This is a genomic window from Roseomonas nitratireducens (assembly GCF_017813355.1).
Lineage (GTDB): Bacteria > Pseudomonadota > Alphaproteobacteria > Acetobacterales > Acetobacteraceae > Neoroseomonas > Neoroseomonas nitratireducens.
Window position 1 is genome coordinate 43,436 of sequence record NZ_JAGIYZ010000005.1, and the last position, 20,680, is coordinate 64,115.

19 protein-coding genes are annotated in these 20,680 nt (G+C 73.7%); 11 read left to right on the forward strand and 8 right to left on the reverse strand.

Features of this window, described 5'->3' with window-relative positions:
* Positions 1–26 precede the first annotated feature (26 nt).
* Positions 27–1,163 (reverse strand): alpha/beta hydrolase, encoded by a 1,137-nt coding sequence (locus J5Y09_RS07020; RefSeq protein ID WP_209351043.1) that lies wholly within the window; start codon positions 1,161–1,163, stop codon positions 27–29.
* 78 nt (positions 1,164–1,241) lie between these two features.
* Here J5Y09_RS07020 and J5Y09_RS07025 point away from each other — a divergent pair, with 78 nt between their 5' ends.
* The 4 genes from J5Y09_RS07025 (at position 1,242) to J5Y09_RS07040 (ending at position 7,344) form a co-directional block, all read left to right on the forward strand.
* On the forward strand, positions 1,242–2,003 hold the full coding sequence (locus J5Y09_RS07025) for a VIT1/CCC1 transporter family protein (RefSeq protein ID WP_209351044.1): 762 nt from the start codon (positions 1,242–1,244) through the stop codon (positions 2,001–2,003).
* Positions 2,000–4,615 (forward strand): HAD-IC family P-type ATPase, encoded by a 2,616-nt coding sequence (locus J5Y09_RS07030; RefSeq protein ID WP_209351181.1) that lies wholly within the window; start codon positions 2,000–2,002, stop codon positions 4,613–4,615. Before J5Y09_RS07025 ends, J5Y09_RS07030 begins: the two co-directional genes overlap by 4 nt.
* A 74-nt stretch (positions 4,616–4,689) precedes the next feature.
* Positions 4,690–5,853: an amidase gene (locus tag J5Y09_RS07035; protein ID WP_209351045.1), complete on the forward strand. Its 1,164-nt coding sequence runs from the start codon at positions 4,690–4,692 to the stop codon at positions 5,851–5,853.
* Between the two features lie 162 nt (positions 5,854–6,015).
* On the forward strand, positions 6,016–7,344 hold the full coding sequence (locus J5Y09_RS07040) for an OmpA family protein (RefSeq protein ID WP_209351046.1): 1,329 nt from the start codon (positions 6,016–6,018) through the stop codon (positions 7,342–7,344).
* 18 nt (positions 7,345–7,362) lie between these two features.
* On the opposite strand, the gene J5Y09_RS07045 is transcribed toward J5Y09_RS07040, so the two are convergent.
* Positions 7,363–8,607 carry a Zn-dependent hydrolase gene (locus J5Y09_RS07045; protein ID WP_209351047.1) on the reverse strand — a complete coding sequence of 415 codons (1,245 nt, stop codon included), beginning with the start codon at positions 8,605–8,607 and terminating at the stop codon, positions 7,363–7,365.
* 495 nt (positions 8,608–9,102) lie between these two features.
* Here J5Y09_RS07045 and J5Y09_RS07050 point away from each other — a divergent pair, with 495 nt between their 5' ends.
* A complete protein-coding gene (locus J5Y09_RS07050) occupies positions 9,103–9,468 on the forward strand; it encodes a septal ring lytic transglycosylase RlpA family protein (RefSeq protein WP_209351048.1) in 366 nt (121 codons plus the stop codon).
* Positions 9,469–9,610: 142 nt separating this feature from the next.
* On the opposite strand, the gene J5Y09_RS07055 is transcribed toward J5Y09_RS07050, so the two are convergent.
* Both J5Y09_RS07055 and J5Y09_RS07060 read right to left on the reverse strand, forming a co-directional pair.
* Complete coding sequence (locus tag J5Y09_RS07055; protein ID WP_209351049.1) at positions 9,611–10,831, reverse strand: ABC transporter substrate-binding protein; 1,221 nt, start codon at positions 10,829–10,831, stop codon at positions 9,611–9,613.
* A gap of 73 nt (positions 10,832–10,904) precedes the next feature.
* Positions 10,905–11,660, reverse strand: coding sequence for a molybdate ABC transporter substrate-binding protein (locus J5Y09_RS07060; RefSeq protein WP_209351050.1), 756 nt, complete (start codon positions 11,658–11,660; stop codon positions 10,905–10,907).
* A gap of 78 nt (positions 11,661–11,738) precedes the next feature.
* On the opposite strand from J5Y09_RS07060, the gene J5Y09_RS07065 reads away from it, so the two are divergent.
* The gene (locus J5Y09_RS07065; protein ID WP_209351051.1) at positions 11,739–12,527 is read left to right on the forward strand and encodes an aldolase; all 789 of its coding nucleotides are present in this window, start codon (positions 11,739–11,741) and stop codon (positions 12,525–12,527) included.
* Positions 12,524–13,411 (forward strand): DMT family transporter, encoded by an 888-nt coding sequence (locus tag J5Y09_RS07070; protein ID WP_209351052.1) that lies wholly within the window; start codon positions 12,524–12,526, stop codon positions 13,409–13,411. The genes J5Y09_RS07065 and J5Y09_RS07070 overlap by 4 nt, the downstream gene beginning before the upstream one ends.
* Here J5Y09_RS07070 and panC read toward each other — a convergent pair.
* Entirely contained in the window at positions 13,408–14,247 is an 840-nt protein-coding gene (gene panC, locus J5Y09_RS07075; protein ID WP_209351053.1) for a pantoate--beta-alanine ligase, read from the reverse strand. The genes J5Y09_RS07070 and panC overlap by 4 nt on opposite strands.
* Before the next feature lie 62 nt (positions 14,248–14,309).
* Here panC and J5Y09_RS07080 point away from each other — a divergent pair, with 62 nt between their 5' ends.
* The 4 genes from J5Y09_RS07080 (at position 14,310) to J5Y09_RS07095 (ending at position 17,829) form a co-directional block, all read left to right on the forward strand.
* Entirely contained in the window at positions 14,310–15,503 is a 1,194-nt protein-coding gene (locus J5Y09_RS07080; RefSeq protein ID WP_245216902.1) for a class I SAM-dependent rRNA methyltransferase, read from the forward strand.
* Positions 15,504–15,558: 55 nt separating this feature from the next.
* Complete coding sequence (locus J5Y09_RS07085; RefSeq protein WP_209351055.1) at positions 15,559–15,981, forward strand: DUF3293 domain-containing protein; 423 nt, start codon at positions 15,559–15,561, stop codon at positions 15,979–15,981.
* On the forward strand, positions 15,978–17,129 hold the full coding sequence (locus tag J5Y09_RS07090; RefSeq protein ID WP_209351056.1) for an MFS transporter: 1,152 nt from the start codon (positions 15,978–15,980) through the stop codon (positions 17,127–17,129). Before J5Y09_RS07085 ends, J5Y09_RS07090 begins: the two co-directional genes overlap by 4 nt.
* A 61-nt stretch (positions 17,130–17,190) precedes the next feature.
* The gene (locus J5Y09_RS07095) at positions 17,191–17,829 is read left to right on the forward strand and encodes a hypothetical protein (protein ID WP_209351057.1); all 639 of its coding nucleotides are present in this window, start codon (positions 17,191–17,193) and stop codon (positions 17,827–17,829) included.
* Here the strand turns inward: J5Y09_RS07095 and J5Y09_RS07100 are convergent.
* The 3 genes from J5Y09_RS07100 to J5Y09_RS07110 form a co-directional block, all read right to left on the reverse strand.
* Positions 17,822–18,592 (reverse strand): methyltransferase domain-containing protein, encoded by a 771-nt coding sequence (locus tag J5Y09_RS07100; RefSeq protein WP_209351058.1) that lies wholly within the window; start codon positions 18,590–18,592, stop codon positions 17,822–17,824. The genes J5Y09_RS07095 and J5Y09_RS07100 overlap by 8 nt on opposite strands.
* A 146-nt stretch (positions 18,593–18,738) precedes the next feature.
* Positions 18,739–19,806 carry a patatin-like phospholipase family protein gene (locus J5Y09_RS07105; protein WP_342451427.1) on the reverse strand — a complete coding sequence of 356 codons (1,068 nt, stop codon included), beginning with the start codon at positions 19,804–19,806 and terminating at the stop codon, positions 18,739–18,741.
* On the reverse strand, positions 19,803–20,597 hold the full coding sequence (locus J5Y09_RS07110) for a 3-hydroxybutyrate dehydrogenase (protein WP_209351059.1): 795 nt from the start codon (positions 20,595–20,597) through the stop codon (positions 19,803–19,805). Before J5Y09_RS07110 ends, J5Y09_RS07105 begins: the two co-directional genes overlap by 4 nt.
* Between the last annotated feature and the right edge of the window lie 83 nt (positions 20,598–20,680).

Sequence of the window (20,680 nt, forward strand, 5' to 3'; positions counted from 1 at the left end):
GCGCCGCAACCGCAACCGCAACCTTCTCAGCCCGCGCGCCCGCCCTCCCGCCGGCGCGGCTGCGGCGCTTCCCGCATCAGCCCGCGGCGTTCCATCCAGGCGTCGATGCGCCGCGCCACGTCGTCGCTGTTGGTGTCCATCATGATCATGTGGCTGTTGCCGCGCACGCCTTCGGCCGGCATGTCGAGGAGGTCCGCCGTGCCGCCCGCGTCGCGGATCTGGCCCTGCCAGCGGTCGATGTTGCGCCGGACATTCTGCCAGAAGGGCGTGGCGTCCAGGTGGTCGCCCCAGACGACCAGGTGCGGGATGTTGCGGACGCGGGCCGCCTCGGCCGTCGCGGGCGGCGCGCCGGAGGGTTCCACCGCGATCACGGCGCGCACCTTGTCCGGGGCGTTCAGCGCGGCGGTGAAGCCGAAATTGCCGCCCTGGCTGTGCACCAGCATCACGCAGGGGCAGACGCGCTGCACCAGCGCGTCGTAGGCCGCCTGGATCTGCCGGTCGGTCGTGGTCCAGCGCGGCACGCCCTGCATCATGAACTGGTTCCAGGCGCCGACCGGAAAGCGCGTGTCGGGGAAGGCGCGGCGCTGCGCGGCATCGAGGTTCCAGCCATCCTGCGGGCCGATGCGGAACAGGCCCCAGCCTTCGCCCATGGTGCGGAAGATCGGCTCCCCGGCCAGGATCTCGGGGAAGCGCGCCCAGCCGGACCGGCCGCGTTCCATCGCATCCGTCACGATCACGTCGTGCCCGGCGCGCAGGAAGAACATCTGCCAGCCCGGCCGGCCATCGGGCGTCGTCTCATAGGTCACGCCGGTCAGCCCGCCGCCATGGGCGAGGATGATGGGGAAGCGCGCGCGCGGGTTCTGCAGCCGCACCACCTGCGCGTACATCTGCTCGACCTGGAAATGGCCGTTGGGGTTGATGCGCATGGGCGGGGCGCCGGCGCTGAACACGATCTCCCGCTCCGGCAGGCCGGACAGCTCGGCGATCCGACCGCCCACATGGAAGGAGGAGATCTCCCGGATGCGCAGCGGCGGCGCCTCCGCCCGCGGTCCGCGCCCTTCCATGTGTCGGCCCTGTCCCTGGCCGGGTCCGGGGCCGGGCTGGGCCATGGCCATGGGTGCGAGCAGCGCGGCGCCGAGCGCCGCCAATGCGATCCGCTTCATCGTTTCTCTCCCCCGCGGCCGGGCCGGCACCGAGTTGAGAGCCTGTCGCGCCGGCCGCGATGCGCTAGCCTCCACCCCATGGAGACGACGACGCAAGCCCCGCCGGCGGAAGCCGTGAACCGCGACGGCCTCTGGCCCATGCCGCCAGGCCCGCCGCATGAGGAACGCCACTTCACCCAGGTCGAGACGATCCGCGACCTGATCGCCGGCGCGGCGGAAGGCCCCGTGCTGCCCTTCGCGGTCGCCACCGCCCTGGCCGGCAGCGCCGCCGGGCGGCCGGCCATCCTGCTCGCGGGGCTCGCCGCGCTCGTCGCCGGCGCGCTCGCCGGCGCGCTCGCCCGCCTGCTCGCCGCGCGCGACGAGGCCGCGCACTACGCCGAGGAACGCCGGCGGGAGGAGGAGGAGACGGTCGAGTACGAGGACCGCGAGCGCTGGGAAGTCGCCGCGATCCTGCACCGCTACGGCGTGCGCGGGGATGCGCTGCGGCTCGCGGTCGATTCGATCTGCGCCGACAAGACGCGCTGGGTCGACTTCATGATGCGGTTCGAGCTCGACCTGAAGGAACCCGACCCGCGGCGTGCGATGCGCGCGGCGCTGGGCGGCGGGATCGGCCATGCCGCGGCGGGCCTGCTGCCGCTGCTGCCCTGGATGCTGCCGTTGGGCGGGCTGGCAGCGGCGCTAGGCTCGGCCGCGCTGGCCGCGGCCGCGCTCGGCGGATTCGGCTGGCTGAAGGCGCGCGGGGCGGGGCTGCCGACCGCGCGCGGCGCGGCGCTCGGCCTGCTGACCGGGGGCATCGCGGCGGCCGGCGCCGTGCTGGTCGCCCGGGTGGCGCTCGGCTGACCGACACGCCCCCACCACCCTGGCACGCGCTGCCGGCCGCGGCGGCGCTGGCGCGGGCGGAGAGCGGGGTCCGCGGCCTGGCGGCGGAGGAGGCGGCAGCGCGGCTGGCCCGCCACGGGCCGAACCTGCTGCCCGCGCCGCCGCGCCCGGGGCTCGCCGCGCGCTTCGCCCGGCAGTTCCAGGACCTGCTGATCCGCCTGCTGCTGGCCGCCGCGGCGCTGACGGCCTTCCTCGGCGAATGGGCGGATACCGTGGTGATCCTCGTGGTCGTCGTCGCCAATGCGACGATCGGCCTGTTGCAGGAAGGCCGGGCGGAACGCGCGCTGGAGGCGATCGGCACGCTGCTCGCCCCGCGCGCCGCCGTGCTGCGCGACGGGGTGCGGGAGAACCTGCCGGCCGAGGCGCTGGTCCCCGGCGATGTCGTGCTGCTGGAAGCCGGGGACCGCGTGCCGGCGGACCTCCGCCTGGTCGAGGCCGCGTCCCTGCGCATCGAGGAAGCGGCGCTGACCGGCGAATCCGTCCCCGCCGAGAAGGACGCGGCGCCGGTCGCCGCCGCCGCGCCTCTCGCCGACCGGCGCGGCATGGCCTTCCTCGGCACCCTCGTCGTGGCCGGCCAGGCGCGCGGCCTCGTCGTCGCGACGGGGGCGGCGACGGAGATCGGCCGGCTCGGCGCCATGCTGGCCGGGCTCGAGGCCGCCGAGACGCCGCTGCTGCGGCAGATGAAGCGCCTGGCGCGGCAATTGACCGTGCTCGTGCTCGGCGTCGCGACGGTCGTCTTCGCGGTGGCGGTGCTTGTGCACGGCATGAAGGTCGCGGATGCGGTGCTGGTGGTGGTCAGCCTCGCCGTCTCGGCCATTCCGGAAGGGCTGCCGGCGGTGCTGTCGGTCACGCTCGCGCTGGGCGTGCGGCGGATGGCCGCCCGCCATGCGATCATCCGCCGCCTGCCGGCGGTGGAGACGCTCGGCGCCGTCGGCGTGATCTGCACCGACAAGACCGGCACGCTGACGCGCAACGAGATGGCGGTGCGCAGCGTCGCCTGGCCCGGCGGCGCGGCGCGCGTGGCCGGCGATGGCTACGCCCCCTTCGGCGCGATCGAGGGGGACGATGTGCCCGAGCGGCTCGCCGCCATCGCCGCGCTCTGCAACGACGCGGCGCTGCGGGAAGGGCCTGAGGGCTGGACCGTCGCCGGCGACCCGATGGAGGGCGCGCTGCTCGCCTTCGCCGCGCGGGCGGGGATCGAGGCCGATGCGCTGGCGGTCGCGCATCCGCGCCTCGCGGCGCTGCCCTTCGACGCGACGACCCGGCTGATGGCGACGCTGCATGGGCGGGAGGGCGGCGTGCTGCTGGCGGTGAAGGGCGCGCCGGAGGCGGTGCTGCCGCGCTGCGCCGGGATCGACGCGGCGGAGTGGCTCGCCCGCGCCGAGGCGATGGCCGCGCGCGGGGAGCGTGTCCTCGCGCTCGCGCTGCGGGAGGATGACGCCGCGCCCGCGACGCTGGCGCCGCCCGAGGGGCTGGCGCTGCTGGGCCTGGTGGGGCTTGCCGACCCGCCGCGGCCGGAGGCGCGCGCGGCGGTGGCCGAGTGCCGCGCTGCGGGCATCCGCGTGGTGATGATCACCGGCGACCACGCCGCGACGGGGGCGGCGATCGCGGCCGAGCTCGGCATCGCCGCCGCGCCGCGGGCGATGACGGGGCAGGCGCTGGCGGCGCTGCCCGCCGAGGGCTGGCCGGCGGCGGTGCGCGACACCGATGTCTTCGCCCGCGTCAGCCCGGAACAGAAGCTGCTGCTGGTCGAGGCGCTGCAGCGCGACGGCACCGTCGTCGCCATGACCGGGGACGGGGTGAACGACGCGCCGGCGCTCAAGCGCGCCGATATCGGCATCGCGATGGGGCGGCGCGGGACGGAGGCGGCGAAGCAGGCGGCGCAGATGGTGCTGGCCGACGACGACTTCGCTTCCATCGCCGCGGCGGTGCGGGAGGGGCGCACGGTCTACGACAACCTCCGCAAGGTGATCGTGTGGAACCTGCCGACCGATGGCGGGGAGGCGCTGGTGATCGCCGGCGCGGTGCTGTTCGGCCTGATGCTGCCGATGACGCCGCTGCAGGTGCTGTGGATCAACACCATCACCGCGACGGCGCTGGGCATGGCGCTGGCCTTCGAGCCGACCGAGCGGGGCGTGATGGCGGAACCCCCGCGCGACCCAAGGCGGCCGCTGCTGACGGGCTTCCTGCTGTGGCGCTTCCTGCTGGTCTCGGCACTCGTCGCGGCGGCGGCCTTCGGCGTGTTCGGCCTGGTGCTGGCGCGCGGCGGGACCGAGGAGGTGGCGCGCACGGCGGTGGTGAACACGATCGTGGCGCTGGAGATCGCCTATCTGTTCGCGGTGCGGCGCGGGCGCGGCGGGCTGCTGGCCGGCGGGGCGCCGACGCCGGCGCTGTGGCTCGGGCTCGGCGTGACGGTCGCGGGGCAGGCGGCGCTGACCTATGCGCCGCCCCTGCAGGCGGTGTTCGGCACGGCGGGGCTCGGTCTTGCGGAATGGGGGGCGGTGGCGGCGGCGGCGGTGGCGCTGCTGCTGGTGCTGGAGGCGGAACGGATGGGGCGCGCCAGGATCCGCTGACGCCCATGGGCGCGGCGCAGTGGGAGAGGGCGCGCGCCTCGGCCTAGACTGCGCGCGCAGCAGCAGGAGCCGCCATGTCGCCCTTCGTCCCCGGCACGTCGATCCGCATCGAGGGCCGCGCCGGCGGCCCGCTCTCGGGCCTGACCTTCGCGGCCAAGGACCTGTTCGACGTCGCCGGCCACCCGACCGGCGGCGGCAATCCGGACTGGGCGCGGCAGAACCCGATCCCGGACCGCCATGCCTGGGCGGTGCAGGCGCTGCTCGATGCCGGCTGCACGCTCATCGGCAAGACCATCACGGACGAGGTCTCGCTCGGGATCCTCGGCGAGAACGCCTTCGAGGGCACGCCGCTCAACCCCGCCGCGCCCGGACACGTGCCGGGCGGGTCCTCCTCGGGGTCCGCCAGCGCGGTGGCGCAGGGGCTGTGCGACACGGCGCTGGGGACGGATACCGGCGGGTCGGTGCGCGTGCCGGCTTCGTTCTGCGGGCTCTACGGCATCCGTCCCACGCATGGGCGGCTCGACCTGACGGGGATGCTGCCGCAGGCGCCGACATCCGACACGACCGGCTGGTTCGCCCGCGACGCGGCGACCTTCGCGCGCGTCTCCGCCGTGCTGCTGGGGGAGGAGACGCCGCCCGCGCGCCCGACGCGGCTGATCGTCGCGACGGATGCCTTCGGGATCGCGGACGCCGAGACGGCCGAGGCGCTGCAGCCGATGCTCGCGCGGCTGAAGCGCCTGGTGCCGGACTGGCGGGAGGAGGTGATGGCGCCGCCCGGCCTCGCCGCCTGGTCGCGCGCCCAGCGCACGCTGCAGCCCGTCGAGGCCTGGGAAACCTTCCGCCCCTGGGTCGAGCGCGACAATCCGCGCTTCGCCTTCAACGTCGCGCGCGGGCTCGTGCTGGGCGCCACCATGCCGGAGGCCGAGCGCGGCTGGGCCGCGCTGACGCGGCGGGAAGCGCGCGGGCGGCTGCGCGGGCTGCTGCCGCCGGGGACCGTGCTGGCGCTGCCCACCACGCCTTTCCCGGCGCCGAAGGCCGGCTTGCCGCTGGCGGAACTCGAGCCGATCCGCGCCCTGATCAACCTGCTCTGCGCGCAGGGCGGGCTCGCCGGGCATCCGCAGGTGAGCATCCCCGGCGCGACGGTGGGCGGGCATCCGGTCGGGCTTTCGCTGATCGCCGCGCGGGGCGCCGATGCGCTGCTGGTCGGGACCTGCCTGGCGCTGGCGGAGACCGCGTGATGGCGGCGACATCCCCGGTGTGCCGGCGGAGGTCCGCGCATTGTCCGGGCGCTGCGAGCGGGTTCTGATCGACCCCGGACGGCGCCGAAGGTCCCGCCGCCGCGAATCCCCTCCTGCCGAAGATCGCGCTGCGCCATGATGGACAAGGCGCGGAGGATGCGGATGCGGCGGACAGGGTTGTGGCTCTTGCTCGGCATCGCGGCCATCCCGGCAGCCTTGGCGCAGGACGCGCCGCCCAACATGCGGCCGGGCTGGGAACGCCAGCTGGAACGCGTGGTGGGCGGGCCGGAAGGCGCCGTGGTGCTGCGCGTGGGGGACATCGACAATCTCGGCTTCGGGTGGCCGGATGGCTACGATCCCTTCTCGGGCCGCAGCAGCGACGTGCATCCCTGGCCCTTCGCGCCCGCCGCGGGCGACGCGCCCGGCACCGACCGGATCATGGTGGGCAGCGGCGTGCGCTATCCGCTCGACCCCGACGGCCCGGCGGGGGACGGCTACCACGCGGAAACCGGGCGGCCCGCCAATGCGCCGCAGCCCATCGCCATCCCGATGGGGGAAGTGCCCGCCTTCCGCCGCGCCTTCCTGCAGATGTTCGTCGATGACTTCCAGGCGCCGACCTGGGGCGGCGCCTTCCAGGTCTCGCTGAACGGCACGCGGATCCCCGCGCTCGACACGGCGCTGAACGCGCTCGACCAGACGGGTCCGGTCGGCAAGCTGCTGACCATGGCGGTGCCGCCCGAGTTCCACGGCCTGCTGCGCGCCGGCACGCTCACGCTGCTGGTCGACGACCCATCGAGCGGCGCGCGCGACGGCTTCGCCATCGATTTCGTCCGCGTCATCCTGGACCCGCGGTTCCGCAATCCCGCTGCGCTCGACGTCACGGTGGTGGATCGCGCGGACGGGCGCCGCCTGCCGGGCGCCGCCATCGCGACGCTCGACCTTTCGGCGCGGGCGGATCGGGAGGGGCGCGCGATGTTCCGGGACCTGCCGGGCGGACTTCTCGTCGTCTCCGCCAGCGCGGAGGGCTACGAGGACGGCACCGCGGTGGCGGAGTTGATCGTGGGGGAGACAGGCACGGCGCAGGTCGAGCTCACCCGCCGCCCGCGCCCGCCCGCCGCGGCCGAGCTGCGCGAGGAACTCCGGCGCGAGGGCCGCGTCGTGCTGCGCGGCATCCGCTTCGACACGGACAGCGCCGTGCCGCGCCCGGACAGCCTGCCGGACCTCGAGGCGCTGCTCGCGCTGATCCGCGAGACGCCGGGCAATGCGCCCTGGCGGATCGAAGGCCATACGGACAGCACCGGCGGGGGCGCCCACAACCGGCGCCTGTCGGAAGCGCGGGCGCGCGCCGTGGCCGAATGGCTCGCCGCGCGGGGCGTGCCCGCGGCGCGGCTGCGGCCCGCGGGCTTCGGCGCGGAGCGCGCCGTGGCGGAGAACACCTCGATCGCCGGGCGCGCGCTGAACCGGCGCGTCGAGGCCGCGCTGGAGCCCTGACGCGCCGTCGGCGGCGGGTCAGATCGCGCGGTTGGCCCGCGCGACGACCGCCTCGAACAGCACCTGGCAGCCATCGGCGGCTTCCTCGGGCAGGATGCTCTCGGCCTCGTTGTGCGACAGCCCGTCCTTGCAGGGGGTGAAGATCATCGCCGTGGGGATGCTGCGCGCGACATAGACGGCGTCGTGGCCGGCGCCGGAGATGATCTCCCGCGCCGGAAGGTTCAGCCGCCGCGCCGCCTGCCGCACCAGGTCGACGCAGGACGGGTCGAAGGGCTGGGCCGGGATGCGGAACAGCTCGGTCAGCTCGAGCCGGCAGCCGGTCTCGGCCACCAGCCGAGCGGCTTGCTCGGGGAAGCTGGCGGCGAGGCCGAGGATCTGCTCGTCCGACGGGTGGCGGAACTCGACGCTGAAGCGCACCTCCCCGGGGACGACGTTGCGGGAGGGGCTGGCGATCTGCAGGAAGCCGACCGTGCCGCGGCCGTCCTCCCCGCGCGCGCGCATCAGCTGGTCGACCAGCGTGACGACCCGTGCGGCGGCGACCAGCGCATCCTTGCGCGCCGACGGCGGCGTGGTGCCGGCATGGCTGTCCTGGCCGACGATCACCGCGTCGTACCAGACCTGCGCCTGCGCGCCGGTGACGACGCCGATGCGCTTCTCCTCGCGCTCGAGGATCGGGCCCTGCTCGATGTGCAGTTCGAAATAGGCGTCGGCGGGGAAGGGCTTCGCCGCGTGCGCGCCCTTGTAGCCGATCGTGTCCAGCGCTTCGGACACCGACACGCCGTCCACGTCGCGCAGGCCATAGGCCTTCTCGAGCGGGTAGATGCCGGCCCAGGTGCCGCTGCCCATCAGCGAATGGCCGAAGCGGCTGCCTTCCTCATCCGTCCAGTTCACCAGCTCGATCGGCGCCTCGGTCGTGATGTTGAGGTCGTGCAGCGTGCGCATCACCTCCAGCCCCGCGATGACGCCGAGCGCGCCGTCGAACTTGCCGCCCGTGGGCTGGCTGTCGAGGTGGCTGCCCATCAGCACCGGCAGGCGCTTCGGGTCGCGGCCCTCGCGGCGGGCGAACATGTTGCCGATCGCGTCCACGCGCACCGTCAGGCCGAGCGCCTCGCACCAGCCCTTGAAGCGGTCGCGGCCCTGGCGGTCGACATCCGAAAGCGTCAGGCGCTTCACGCCGCCCTTGGGCGTCGCGCCGATCTCGGCCATGGCCATCAGGCTGTCCCACAGCCGCTTGCCGTCGATGCGCTGGTTGGTGCCGCTCATGCCTGCCTCGCTCGTCCGATCCGGGCCGCCGGGACTAAGGCCAAGGGCGGCGCCTGTCCACCTGCCGGCCGGTCGGGGGCGGTCGCCTCGAATACTTCCGGCAGGGCTACCAATATTGAAATTCCGCAGAAGTCATCCGTGATATCGGTGGCGGAAAAAAGTGTTAACGCAGAAGTCTTCCCAGCAATCACGAAAAATCGTGACGGCCCGGGGCGATCGCCGGCCTGCCCCAGTGTTGCCAGGATCTGCCCACATGTTGCCAAGGACGAGGGTCCGTGCTTTGAACCCCGTCCGAGTTACACACCCCGACGACCGGAAGATGCCTCCAGCGCCCCGCAAGGCGCTCCCCCCAACGGCTCCTGCAGCCAAGATCGCCACGGAGATGCGCCCATGGGGTCCCCCACCCTCGCCACGCACCCCCGCCGAAGGCCGCACCGTGCGGCCGGATGCACCGCCCTCCTGCTGGGCATGCTCGCCGCCGGATGCGCGGGCCCGATGCCGGAAGCCGATGCCCGGAGCGCCTCCTCCGAGGCGATGCGCGAAGCCGGCCCGTCCCAGGTCGGCGTCGCTTCCTACTACGCGCGGCACTTCAACGGGCGGCGCATGGCCAATGGGCGGCCCTTCGACCCGGCCTCCGACACCGTCGCGCATCGCACGCTGCCCTTCGGCACCGTCGTGCGGGTGACGAACCTCAGCAACGGTATCAGCGTGGTCGGCCGGGTGCAGGATCGCGGCCCCTGGACGCGCGGGCGCATCCTGGATGTCAGCCCGCGCATCGCGCGCGACCTCGACATGATGCGCAGCGGGCTCGCGCGCGTCGAAGTCGTGCCGGTGGTCGAGGTGGCCGAAGCGCGGGACTGAACCCGACCGCGCGAAGGACGAACCTTCGCACGGTCGGCATCGGTAGGCTCGTTCGGCGCGCGGCAGCCCCGCCGGCCCCGCGCGCGATACTCTCAGAACAAGCGGCAAGCGGAGGCCACGGTCCCGCGCCTCCGCCCCCGGTTCAGCGCACCAGCGGGCAGCCGCCCTCGGCCAGCGGCCGGAAGGCCTCGTTCGCCGGGATGGTCTGAACCACCTCCAGCAGGTCCCATTCCCCGCGCGCCTGGCGCGGCTGCTTCGCCCGCATCAGGTACATGTCGCGCATCACGCGGCCATCGATGCGCAGGCTGCCGTTGGTCGTCATGAAGTCGTTGATCGGCATCTCCCGCATCTTGGCCATGACGGCCTGGGAGGCATCGGTGCCCGCCGCCTGCACCGCCTTGAGGTAGTGCGTCACCGCACCCCACATGCTCGCCTGGAACATGGTCGGCGGGCGGCCATGGATGCGGGCGAAGCGTTCGGAATAGGCGCGCGTCGCGTCGTTCTGGTCCCAGTAATAGGCTTCGGTGAAGACCATGCCCTGCGCGGTCTCGAGCCCGATCGCCTTCACATTCGTCAGCAGGCAGAGCAGCGCCGCGGGCTGGATGCCGCGCCGCGTCAGGCCGAACTCGCCCATCTGCTTGACGATGTTGATGAAGTCCGTCCCCGCCGCGGCGATGCCCACCACATTGGCGCCGGACTGCGCGGCACGCACCAGGTGCGAGGAATAGTCGGTCTCGCCCAGCGGCGCCCGCGCGCTGCCCACCACCTGCCCGCCCAGCTGGCGGATCACGGCGGCCGCGTTGGCTTCCAGCGAATGGCCGAAGGCGTAGTCGGATGTGATGAAGTACCAGCGCCGCCCGCCGCCCTGCATCACCGCGCCGACCGTCCCGCGCGCCAGCGCGTAGTTGTCGTAGGTCCAGTGCACGCCGAAGGGGGAGCAGCCCGGCCCGGTCAGGTCCGTCGTGCCGGCGGCGACCACCACGTCGATCTTCTGCTTTTCGCGCGCGAGGTTCTGCACGGCCAGCGCGACCGCCGAATTGCCCAGGCCGAAGATCGCATCGACGCGTTCCTGGTCGTACCAGCGCCGCGCGATGGAAAGCCCGACATCGGGCCGGTTCTGCAGGTCGCCATAGACCAGCTCGATCGGCATGCCGTTCACGCGGCCGCCGAAATCCTCGACCGCGAGCCGGGCGGACACCACGTCCCCCATGCCCTGCTGGTCGGCGAAGACGCCCGACATGTCGTCGAGCACGCCGATCTTGACCACGCCGTCCGAGATGCCGGACTGCGCGCGCCCTTCGGACGGACTGATCGCGACGAGCGGCAGGGCCGCCGCGCCGGCCAGGAGATGCCTGCGGTTCATGGGTGTGTTTCCTTCCCCTTTGGATGGTTCTTGGCCGGCATCATGGCACGGGTGCGCGCCACGGCCAGGGGGGTCAGCCGGTGGCGAAACCCGCGGCCCGGAAGCGCGCCTGCCCGTCCGGCCCCGCAAGATGAGTGAGGAAGGCGAGCGCGCCCTCCCGGTCCGCCGCGCGCGCATGCACGGCGCCGAGATAGGCGGTGACGAGCTGCGCGCTGTCCGGCAGCGGCCCGACCAGCACGGCGCCGGGCACGGCGATGATCTCGCTGACCTGGGAGAGCGCGAGCGCCGCGCGCCCTTCCGCCACCGCCTGCACGGCCGCACCGCCGCCGGGGAAGACCAGCGTGCGGGGGCGCATCTGCTCGGCGATGCCCAGGCGCTCGATCAGCCTGGCGGCATGGGTGCCCGCGGTCGCGCCCGTCGCCGGGTCCGAATGGGCGATGACGGGGGCGGCGAGGATCGCCGCGCGCAGCGCCGCCTCGGTCGAGATGTCGGGCAGCGGCGCGCCCTGCCGTACGGCGGCGCCGATCAGCATGCGGCCGAGCTCGCGCCGCGTGCCGCCGTCGAGGATTCCGTCGGCGGCGAGGCGTTCGACCTGCGACGCGCTGTTCAGCACCAGGTCCGCGGCCTCCCCTTCGCGCAGCCGCCGCGCGACCACGCCGGCATTGGCGTTCTCGAAGGCGATGGCGCGGCCGGTCCGGGCGGTGAAGGCGGCGGCGAGGTCGCGCGTCGAGGCGGCGACGGCCCCGGTGCCGAGCACGCGCAGCGGCGCGGCCTGGGCCCGCGCGGCGAAGGGCAGGGCGAGCGCCCCCAGAAGCAGGCGTCGATGCATGGCCGGTTCCTCCCGGGCCGATCTTGCCCGCGCGGCCGCCCGGGTGGAACCTGCCGTCACCTGATCGGGAGACCCACCATGGCCCATGCCCTCGGCGCCCCTGGCGCCCCTGCCGTGCTGCGCAACACGGAACTCGACGCGGATGCGGTGCGCCAGGCGCGCATCGACCTCGCCGCCTGCTTCCGCATGGCATCGCGGCTCGGCCTGCATGAAGGCATCTGCAACCACTTCTCCTTCGTGGTGCCGGGGCGCGACGACCTGTTCCTGGTGAACCCCTATGGCTGGGCGTTCAGCGAGATCACCGCCTCCCGCCTGCTGGTCTGCGACTTCAACGGCAATGTGATCGCGGGCGATGGCGTGCCCGAGGCGACCGCCTTCTTCATCCATGCGCGGATGCACAAGAACGTCGCGCGCGCCAAGGCCGCCTTCCACACCCACATGCCGAACGCGACCGCGCTCGCCATGCTGGAAGGCCCGCCGCTCGTCTGGGCGGGGCAGAGCGCGCTGAAGTTCTACGGCCGCACCGTGGTGGACGAGGAATATGGCGGCCTGGCGCTGGACGAGAAGGAAGGCGACCGCATCGCGGCCAGCATCGGCGACGCCGACATCGTCTTCATGAAGAACCACGGCGTGATGGTGGTCGGGCCCTCGATCGCCGAGGCCTGGGACGACCTGTACTACCTGGAACGCGCGGCGGAGGTGCAGCGCATGGCGATGGCGACCGGCCGCGCGCTCAAGCCAGTGCCGGCCGAACTCGCCGCGAAGACCTACGCCCAGATGCGCGAAGGGGACCGCGACAGCGCGCGGCTGCACCTGGAAAGCATCAAGCGCATCCTCGCGCGCGAAGAGCCGGACTTCATGCATTGACCCGACCGGCCCCGCGCGGCGCGGACCCCGCGGGGCTGCTGCTGCTGGTCGTGACGAGCCTCGGCTGGGGGCTCAACTGGCCGGCGATGAAGCTGCTGCTCGAGGAACTCGGCGTGCTGAGCACGCGCTCGGCCGGCGGCATCCTCGGCTGCCTCACGCTGCTGGTGGTCGCGCTCGTGCGGCGGGAGGCGCTGTCGGTCCCGCGCGCGCTGTGGCCGCGGCTCGTGCTCGTCTCGCTGCTGAACGTGACGGCCTGGATGGGGCTCGCCTCCTTCTCGCTGCTCTGGCTCGCGGCGGCGGAGGCGACGATCGTCTGCTACACCATGCCGGTCTGGGCCGCGCTGATGGCCTGGGCGGTGCTGGGCGAAAGGCCGGGCCCCGCGCGCGTCGCGGGGATGGTGCTCGCGCTGGCGGGGCTCGCGCTGCTCGTGCTCGGGCAGGGCGTCTCGGTGGGGATCGAGAAGCTGCCCGGCGTGGCGCTCGGCCTGTCCTCGGCGGTGCTCTTCTCGCTCGGCACGGTGGTGACGAAGCGCTGGCCGCTCGGCCTGCCGCCGACCTCCTCGGCCGTTTGGCAGGTGGGGATCGGCATCGCGCCGCTCACGGCCGCCGCCTTGATGGTCGACCCCTGGGCCTTCGACACGCTCTCGGCGCGCGGCTGGGGGCTGATCGCCTATGGCGGCGTCTTCGCGCTCGGCCTTTGCTACCTGTCGTGGTTCGCGGCGCTGCGGCGGCTGCCGGCCTCGCTCGCCTCGCTCGGCACGCTGATGACGCCTGTGGTGGGCGTCGCGGGCGCCGCGCTGTTCCTGGGCGAACCCTTCGGCTGGCGGGAGGCGACGGCGCTTGCGATGACGCTGACCGGCGTCGCGCTGGCGATGCGCGGCTAGACGGGGATGTTGTCGAGCAGCCGCACCGTGCCGAGCCGCGCGGCGGCGACCAGCCGCATCGGGCCATCCGCGCGCGGCGCATCCAGCGCGCGCAGCGTCTCGGCTTCCACCAGCGCGAGGTAGTCCGGCGCGAAGCCCGCCGCGACCAGCCGCGCGCCGCCCGCGGCCAGCGTGCCCGGCACCGCCGCGCCGCCGGCGATCGCCGCGGCGGCCTCGGTCATCACGCGATGCAGCAGCGGCGCCGTCGCGCGTTCCTCCGGCGTCAGGAAGCGGTTGCGGGAGGACAGGGCGAGGCCGTCGGCCTCCCGCACCGTTGGCACCGGCAGGATGTGGATGGGGATGTCGAGGTCGGCCGCCATGCGCGTCACGACCTGCAATTGCTGCCAGTCCTTCTCGCCGAAGGCCGCGACCTCCGCCCCGGTCTGGAGGAACAGCTTGCAGCAGACGGTCGCGACGCCGCGGAAATGGCCCGGCCGCGCATCGCCTTCCCAGCCGGCGGAAGGGCCGGCCACTTCGATCACCGTCGCGCTGCCCGGCGGGTACATCGCCTCGACCGGCGGCATCCAGACCAGGTCGCAGCCGGCGGCGCGCAGCTTCGCCAGGTCCCCTTCCTCGTCGCGGGGATAGCGGGCGAGGTCGTCGCTCGCGTTGAACTGCAGCGGGTTGACGAAGATCGACGCGGCAACGGCATCGGCTTCCCCCCGCGCGGCATGCACCAGCGCGACATGGCCTTCATGCAGCGCCCCCATGGTGGGCACGAGGGCAAGCCGCCGGCTCGCGGCGCGCAAGGCGGCCGTGGCGGCGCGGAGCGAGGGCAGGTCCCGGCAGATCTGCATGGCCGCACCCTACGCCAAGGGCGTGGACGGGCAAGTCGCGCCCCGGCATGGTCCGCCCCGACATGAACCCATCGCCGGACCGCCCCCTGATCCGCCTTCTCCCTGGCCGCGACAAGCGGGTGAAGGCGGGCCACCCCTGGGCCTTCTCGAACGAGATCGCCATGACCGCGGCGGCCAAGGCCCTGCCGCCCGGCAGCGTCGTGCGGCTGGAAGGCGACGACGGCGTCCGCCACGGCGCCTGGCATTTCAACCCGCATTCGCTGATCGCGGCGCGCAGGCTCGATGCCGACCCGGACGCGTCCTGCGACGCCGGCTGGTTCCGCGCGCGGATCGGCGCGGCGCTGGCGTTGCGCGAAAGGCTGTTCGACGCGCCGCATTACCGCCTGGTGCATGCCGAGGCCGATGGGCTGCCCGGCCTCGTCATCGACCGCTATGGCGACGTGCTGGCGCTGCAGGCGAACACTGCGGGGATGGAGGCGGCGACCCCCGCGATCCTCGAGGCGCTGACGGCGCTGGTCGCCCCGCGCGGTGTCGTCGCGCGCAACGATGCCAACGTGCGGCTGCTGGAAGGGCTGGCGGAGGAGGTGCGCCTTCTCGCCGGCGATGCCGCCGGCGCGACGGTGGAGGAGAACGGGCGTCGCTTCCCGGTCGACCTGCTCGGCGGGCAGAAGACCGGCTGGTTCTTCGACCAGCGGGAACACCGCGCCCGTGTCGCGCGGCTGGCGAAGGGCGCCACCGTGCTGGACGCCTTCTGCCACACCGGCGGCTTCGGCATCGGCTGCGCCGTGGCGGGTGCGACGGCGGTGACGCTGCTCGACCGCAGCGAGCATGCGCTGGCGACGGCGAAGCAGGCGGCCGCGGCGAACGGGGTCGCGGATCGCGTCTCCACGCTGCGCGGCGACGCGATGGAGGTCCTGGAGAAGCTGGGCGCCGAGGGACGCCGCTTCGGCATCGTCGTCTCCGACCCGCCGGCCTTCGCCAAGGCGCGCAAGGACCAGCCGGCGGCGCTGCGCGCCTATGGTAAGCTCGCGCGCATGTCCGCGGCGCTGGTCGCGCCTGGCGGCTTTCTCTTCATCGCCTCCTGCTCCCACCACGTCGCGTCGGGCGAATTCGCCGATGCGGTGATCTGGGGCGTGCAGCGTGCGCGGCGGGAGGCCCGGATCCTGCACATGGGCGGCGCCGGGCCGGACCACCCGCTGCATCCGATGCTGCCGGAAAGCGCGTATCTGAAGGGGATGCTGCTGCACCTGGGATGAGCATGGCGGCCGCACCGATCCGACACGCGCGGCCGCCGGCGCCGCCCCGCGCGCCATGAGGCCGGGTCTCGCCCGCGCCTGGCGCGCGACGCTGTTCGAGGCGGATGGCATCGCCGTGCCCATCGCGCCCGACCCGCGCCTGCCCGCCACCTGGCGCGCGCGCGGCGAGGCGGTCGCGGTCCTGCTCGCGCGGCTCGGCACGCGTGATGCCTGCTTCACCGGCGCCTGGAATCCCTTCTCCCGCCGCCGCCCGCGCGGATGGAACGCGCGGATGCTCGTGCGACTTCGCGGCGCGGCGCGGCGCCATGCGGTGCTCGACGGCATGGGGCGCGCCTGCCGGCCGCGGCCCTGGGGGGAGGAGCACCTGCTCATCGCCGCGTCGCCCGCGCGCTGCGCCACGCTGGCGCGCCGCTTCCGCCAGGATTCGATCGTCGCCCTGTCGCGGCGCGGCCCTGCGCGGCTGGTCGTGCTGCGATGAGCGGCGCGGCCGGCTTCCTCGCCGCCGTCTTCGCCGTGCGGGCGGCGCTCGGCGCCTTCTTCCAGGCGCCCGGCGCGGCGGGGCCGCTGCTGGTCGATCGCTTCGACCTGGACTGGACGCAGTTCGGCACGCTGGTCGGGCTGTTCTGGCTGCCGGGCCTCGTGCTGGCCCTGCCGCTCGGGCTCGCGGCGCGGCGGCTGGGCGACCGCGCCGGCGTTCTGGCGGGCCTCGCGCTGCTGGGCCTGGGCGCGCTGATCGCGACGATGGGCGGCGTGGCGCCGCTGTTCGCGGGGCGGCTGCTGATGGGCGTCGGCACCGTGCTGGTGATCCTGCTGCTGACCAAGATGATGCAGGACCGCTTCCAGGGGCCGGACCTGTTTCCCGCCATGGCGGTCTATGTGCTCGGCTGGCCGATCGGCATCGCGGCGGCGCAGGCGCTGCTGCCGGGGCTCGCGCTGGCGATGGGCTGGCAGGCGCCCTTCCTTGTCGCGGCGGTGGCGGGCGGCGTCGCCTTCGCCGCACTCGCCGCCGCGTCCCGCCCCACGCCGCGCGCGCCGCCGCCCGCGCCCGGCACCGTCCGCCTGACGCGGCGGGAGGTGGCGCTGATGTGCCTGGCCGGCGCCGCCTGGGCCTGCGTGAACGGCACCTACATGGTGCTCGTCACCTTCGCGCCGCTGCTGCTGGTCGAACGCGGGCTCGGCGTGGCGGAGGCCGGCTTCGCGGCGTCGCTGATGTCCTGGGTGAACCTGCTCGCGGTGCCGGCCGGCGCCTTCCTGGCGCGACGCGCGCGGCTCGCCGTGCCGATGACGGTGCTGTGCTGCGTGGCGGCGGCCGCGCTGGCCGCGGCGCTGCCCTTCGCGGGCACGGGGCATGCGGCGGCGATCCTGGCGCTGCACGGGCTGCTCTACGCGCTGCCCATCACGCTGTTCTCGGCGCTGCCGCCGCTCGCCGTGCCGCCGGAACGCCGCGCGCAGGGGCTCGGCATCTACTTCGTGTGGTTCTACGCGGGCTGCACGGGCTTCCCGCCGCTCGCCGGATGGCTTGCGGATTCAACCGCGAGTGCGGCGGCGCCGGTGCTTCTCGCCGCGGGGTTGCTGGTGGCGGCGCTCGGCTTCTTCCTGCTGTTCCGGCGCGTGGTGGCGCGCTGAGTCATTTCGTGGCGCGGCCCCGCGCGCCCTGGCAGCATCCGCGGCGAAGGAGACCGCGCGCATGCCGACCTACACGCTGTACGGGCTGACGAAGGATGCCCGGATGCCGCCCAGCGCCTCGGAATATGTCGGATACGCCTTTCCCACGCAGGTCGAGGTGCCGCGCCAGTTCGGCGGCCCTGCGACGCGCAAGGTCACGACCCTGTTCGAGGAAGCGTTCAGGGAACTTGCCCAATGCGGCCGCAGGCCGGCCTGCGACAGCCATTTCAGCGGGCTCGGCGCCGGGCTCGGGCTGACCGCCCTGCTCCGCGACTGGAAGATGTACTTCTTCTGCTTCGCGCCCCAGGGCGCCAAGAACACCTGGCCGGCGGACGACAAGGACATCACCTACGCGCAGGTCGTCGGCACCTACAAGGCGACGAGCCTGGTCGAGATCGGCATCCATCTCTGCGCGCTGCGCAGCGCGGAATTCCTCGCCGCGACGATCCTGCACGAACTCGCCCATGTCGCCGGCGCGCCGGGCGCTTCCGCCGACGACCTCTCGCGCCATGCGCGGGGACAACTCACCGCCGAGGAAATTCGGCGGCTGCACAAGGCCGAGCGCGCCGTCTACGCCTGCGGCTACCGCGCCCCGCTGTACAAGCAGAACGTCATCGGCGCGCTCGACACCATCATCGGCCGCCCGCGCCGCATCACCTGACGCGGGCCAGCAGGAACAGCCGCCGGAACGGCAGCAGCACCGCACCGTCCGCCCGCGGCGGGTAGGCCGCGCGCATCGCCGCGCGATAGGCGTCGAGGAAGCCTTCGCGCAGCGACCCGTCCAGCGCGTCGAGGAAGGGCCGCAGGCTGGTGCCCATCGCCCATTGCACGACCGGATCCGCCCCGCGCAGCACGTGCACGTATTCGGTGACCCAGATGTCGAGCGCGGCGACGCGCGGGCGCAGCAGGTCGTAGTACTCCCCGGGGGCGAGGATCGGCGGCGCGCTGCCAATGCGGGAAAGCCGTTCCGCCCAGGGCCCGTCGCGCGCGATGCGGTCCTGCTCCGCGCGCAGCGGGGCGGCGTGCATCGACGGCATCTGCACGGCGAGCACCCCGCCCGGCGTCAGGTGCGACAGCAGGCGGGGGAACAGCGCCTCATGCCCGCCGAGCCATTGCAGCGCCGCGTTGCTGAACAGCACGTCCACCGGCGCGGCGGGCGCCCAGGCGGCGATGTCCGCCTGGTCCGTCGCGAAGCCGGTCGCGGCCGCCTTGGCGAGCATGGCAGCGCTGCCGTCGACGCCCGTCACGACGGCGCCGGGGAAGCGCGCCGCGAGGGGGGCGAGCGCATTGCCCGCCCCGCAGCCGAGATCGACCACGCGCGCCGGCCCCGGATGCGGGATGCGCGCCATGAGGTCGAGCGCCGGGCGCAGCCTTTCATCCTCGAAGCGCAGATACTGCGTGGCGTCCCAGCTGATGTCGTTCATCGGTGCCTCAATCAGGGAAGCGGATCGAGGCGGGGCCTCGATCCGGGAGCGCAAGGCGCGACCGCGCCCAGCCCATCAGCCGCCGCCCACGCGCCAGTGCACGGCGCGCAAGCCAGGCACGCGGAGGCGTGCGCCGGCGATCGAGGTCAAAGGAATCTCGCCCGGATATCCACGCTGCTCTCCCGCCCCAGCTTGTCGAAATGCTGGTCGAGCCAGGATTCCGCCGCCTCCCGCCCGTATTGGCGCAGCGTGCACAGGAAATCCCATTCGCCGTTGAACTTCGTGCTCAGCTTGAAGCCGCGCATCCGCTCCTCATCCTCGATCAGGTGGATGAACAGGCGGCGGTAGCGCGGCTGCTCCAGCCGCCCGGTGTCGAGCAGCCGCTGCACGAAGTCGATGGCGCGCATCTCGGCCATCAGGGATCCGTTGAAGGTGATCTCGTTCAGCCGGTTGACGATGTCCGACGCGCTGGTCGGCGTCTCCTCGCGCACCTGCGGGTTCAGCTGCACCAGCACCAGGTCCGGCGGCCCGCCCTGGTCGTACAGCGGCCAGAGCGCGGGATTGCCGAGATAGCCGCCATCCCAGTACGGCTCCCCATCCACCTCCACCGCCTTGAACACCTGCGGCAGGCAGGCGGAGGCCAGCAGCGCGTCCACCGTCAGCTCCCGCCGCGTGAAGACGCGCGGCTTGCCGGTGCGCACGCTGGTCGCCGAGACGAAGAGCCGCGGCGCCTTCGCCTCCATCCGCAGCCGCTCGAAGTCGATGCTTTCCGCCAGCGCGTCGCGCAGCGGGTTGTAGTTCACCGGGAAGGGGTTGAGCTGGTAGGGCGACAGCACGCGCGACAGCGTGTCGAACGTCCGGTAGGCGAGCGACCAGGTCAGGTCGTGCCCCCAGACCAGCTTCTCCCACGGCGTGGCGCGGATCGGGCTGATCGCGAGCTTGCCGGCGATGGCGCGCCAGAAGCGGTCGAGTGCCGAGATCGCCGCCCCCGGCCCGCCTTCCAGCAGGCCTTCGACCAGCATCACCGCGTTGATCGCGCCGGCCGAGGTGCCCGACAGCCCGTCGATCTCCAGCCGCTCATCCTCGAGCAGCCGTTCCAGCACGCCCCAGGTGAAGGCCCCGTGCGTGCCGCCGCCCTGGAGCGCGAGGGAGATGCGCCGCTTCGGCGCGGGCTTGGCGACCGCCGGGGCGGGCAGGGTGGCGCCTTCGCTCACGCCGCGGACCAGCCGCCGTCGATGGACAGTGCGGCGCCGTTCACGCCGCCCGAACCCGGGCCGCAGAGCCACAGCGCCATGCGCGCCACCTCCTCCACCTCCACCCAGCGCTTGGACGGCTGCTTGGCGAGCAGGTGGTCGCGCAGCGCGGCCTCCTCGCTCACGCCATGCTTGGCGGCGAGCGGGCCGACCTGCGCCTCGGCCAGCGGGGTGCGGACGAAGCCGGGGCAGATCGCGTTGCAGGTGATCTGCGTCTCGGCCACTTCCAGCGCGACGCTCTTCGTCAGGCCGACCACGCCGTGCTTGGCCGCGACATAGGCCGCCTTGAAGGGGCTCGCGACCAGCCCGTGGGCGGACGCGACGTTGATGATCCGCCCCCAGCCGTGCCGGCGCATGCCCGGCAGGGCCGCGCGGATGGCGTGGAAGTTGGAGGACAGGTTGATCGCGATGATCGCGTCCCACTTCTCCTCGGGGAAGTCCTCGACCGGGCTGACGAACTGGATGCCGGCATTGTCCACCAGGATGTCGCAGGCGCCGAGCGTGGCCTCGCAGGACGCGACCATGGCGCGGATCTCGGCCGGCTTGGCCATGTCGGCGGGGGAATAGGGGGCGTCGCCCCCGCCCATCAGCCGGCCGACCTCGGCGCGGGCGGCGGCGATCTCCTCCGGCTTGCCGAAGCCGTTGAGCATCACCTTCGCGCCGGCTTCGGCCAGCAGGCGGGCGATGCCGAGGCCGATGCCCGAGGTCGAGCCGGTGATCAGGGCCGTGCGGCCTTCGAGGGTGCGTTCCATGGCGGGTGTCCGTCTGTCCTGGGCGGCGCGGAGGGAGGCGGAATGTGGACCGGGCCGGCCGGGCGGGGAAGTCCCGGCCCCGG

What these genes read in the sequence shown, in the direction of transcription:
- J5Y09_RS07020 (WP_209351043.1), bottom strand. Translation starts at nt 1,163, where the DNA reads ATGAAGCGGATCGCATTGGCGGCGCTCGGCGCCGCGCTGCTCGCACCC.
- J5Y09_RS07050 (WP_209351048.1), top strand. Translation starts at nt 9,103, where the DNA reads ATGCCGGAAGCCGATGCCCGGAGCGCCTCCTCCGAGGCGATGCGCGAA.
- J5Y09_RS07025 (WP_209351044.1), top strand. Translation starts at nt 1,242, where the DNA reads ATGGAGACGACGACGCAAGCCCCGCCGGCGGAAGCCGTGAACCGCGAC.
- J5Y09_RS07065 (WP_209351051.1), top strand. Translation starts at nt 11,739, where the DNA reads ATGGCCCATGCCCTCGGCGCCCCTGGCGCCCCTGCCGTGCTGCGCAAC.
- J5Y09_RS07045 (WP_209351047.1), bottom strand. Translation starts at nt 8,607, where the DNA reads ATGAGCGGCACCAACCAGCGCATCGACGGCAAGCGGCTGTGGGACAGC.
- J5Y09_RS07055 (WP_209351049.1), bottom strand. Translation starts at nt 10,831, where the DNA reads ATGAACCGCAGGCATCTCCTGGCCGGCGCGGCGGCCCTGCCGCTCGTC.
- J5Y09_RS07035 (WP_209351045.1), top strand. Translation starts at nt 4,690, where the DNA reads ATGTCGCCCTTCGTCCCCGGCACGTCGATCCGCATCGAGGGCCGCGCC.
- J5Y09_RS07095 (WP_209351057.1), top strand. Translation starts at nt 17,191, where the DNA reads ATGCCGACCTACACGCTGTACGGGCTGACGAAGGATGCCCGGATGCCG.
- J5Y09_RS07060 (WP_209351050.1), bottom strand. Translation starts at nt 11,660, where the DNA reads ATGCATCGACGCCTGCTTCTGGGGGCGCTCGCCCTGCCCTTCGCCGCG.
- J5Y09_RS07090 (WP_209351056.1), top strand. Translation starts at nt 15,978, where the DNA reads ATGAGCGGCGCGGCCGGCTTCCTCGCCGCCGTCTTCGCCGTGCGGGCG.
- J5Y09_RS07110 (WP_209351059.1), bottom strand. Translation starts at nt 20,597, where the DNA reads ATGGAACGCACCCTCGAAGGCCGCACGGCCCTGATCACCGGCTCGACC.
- J5Y09_RS07040 (WP_209351046.1), top strand. Translation starts at nt 6,016, where the DNA reads ATGCGGCGGACAGGGTTGTGGCTCTTGCTCGGCATCGCGGCCATCCCG.
- panC (WP_209351053.1), bottom strand. Translation starts at nt 14,247, where the DNA reads ATGCAGATCTGCCGGGACCTGCCCTCGCTCCGCGCCGCCACGGCCGCC.
- J5Y09_RS07080 (WP_245216902.1), top strand. Translation starts at nt 14,310, where the DNA reads ATGAACCCATCGCCGGACCGCCCCCTGATCCGCCTTCTCCCTGGCCGC.
- J5Y09_RS07100 (WP_209351058.1), bottom strand. Translation starts at nt 18,592, where the DNA reads ATGAACGACATCAGCTGGGACGCCACGCAGTATCTGCGCTTCGAGGAT.
- J5Y09_RS07085 (WP_209351055.1), top strand. Translation starts at nt 15,559, where the DNA reads ATGAGGCCGGGTCTCGCCCGCGCCTGGCGCGCGACGCTGTTCGAGGCG.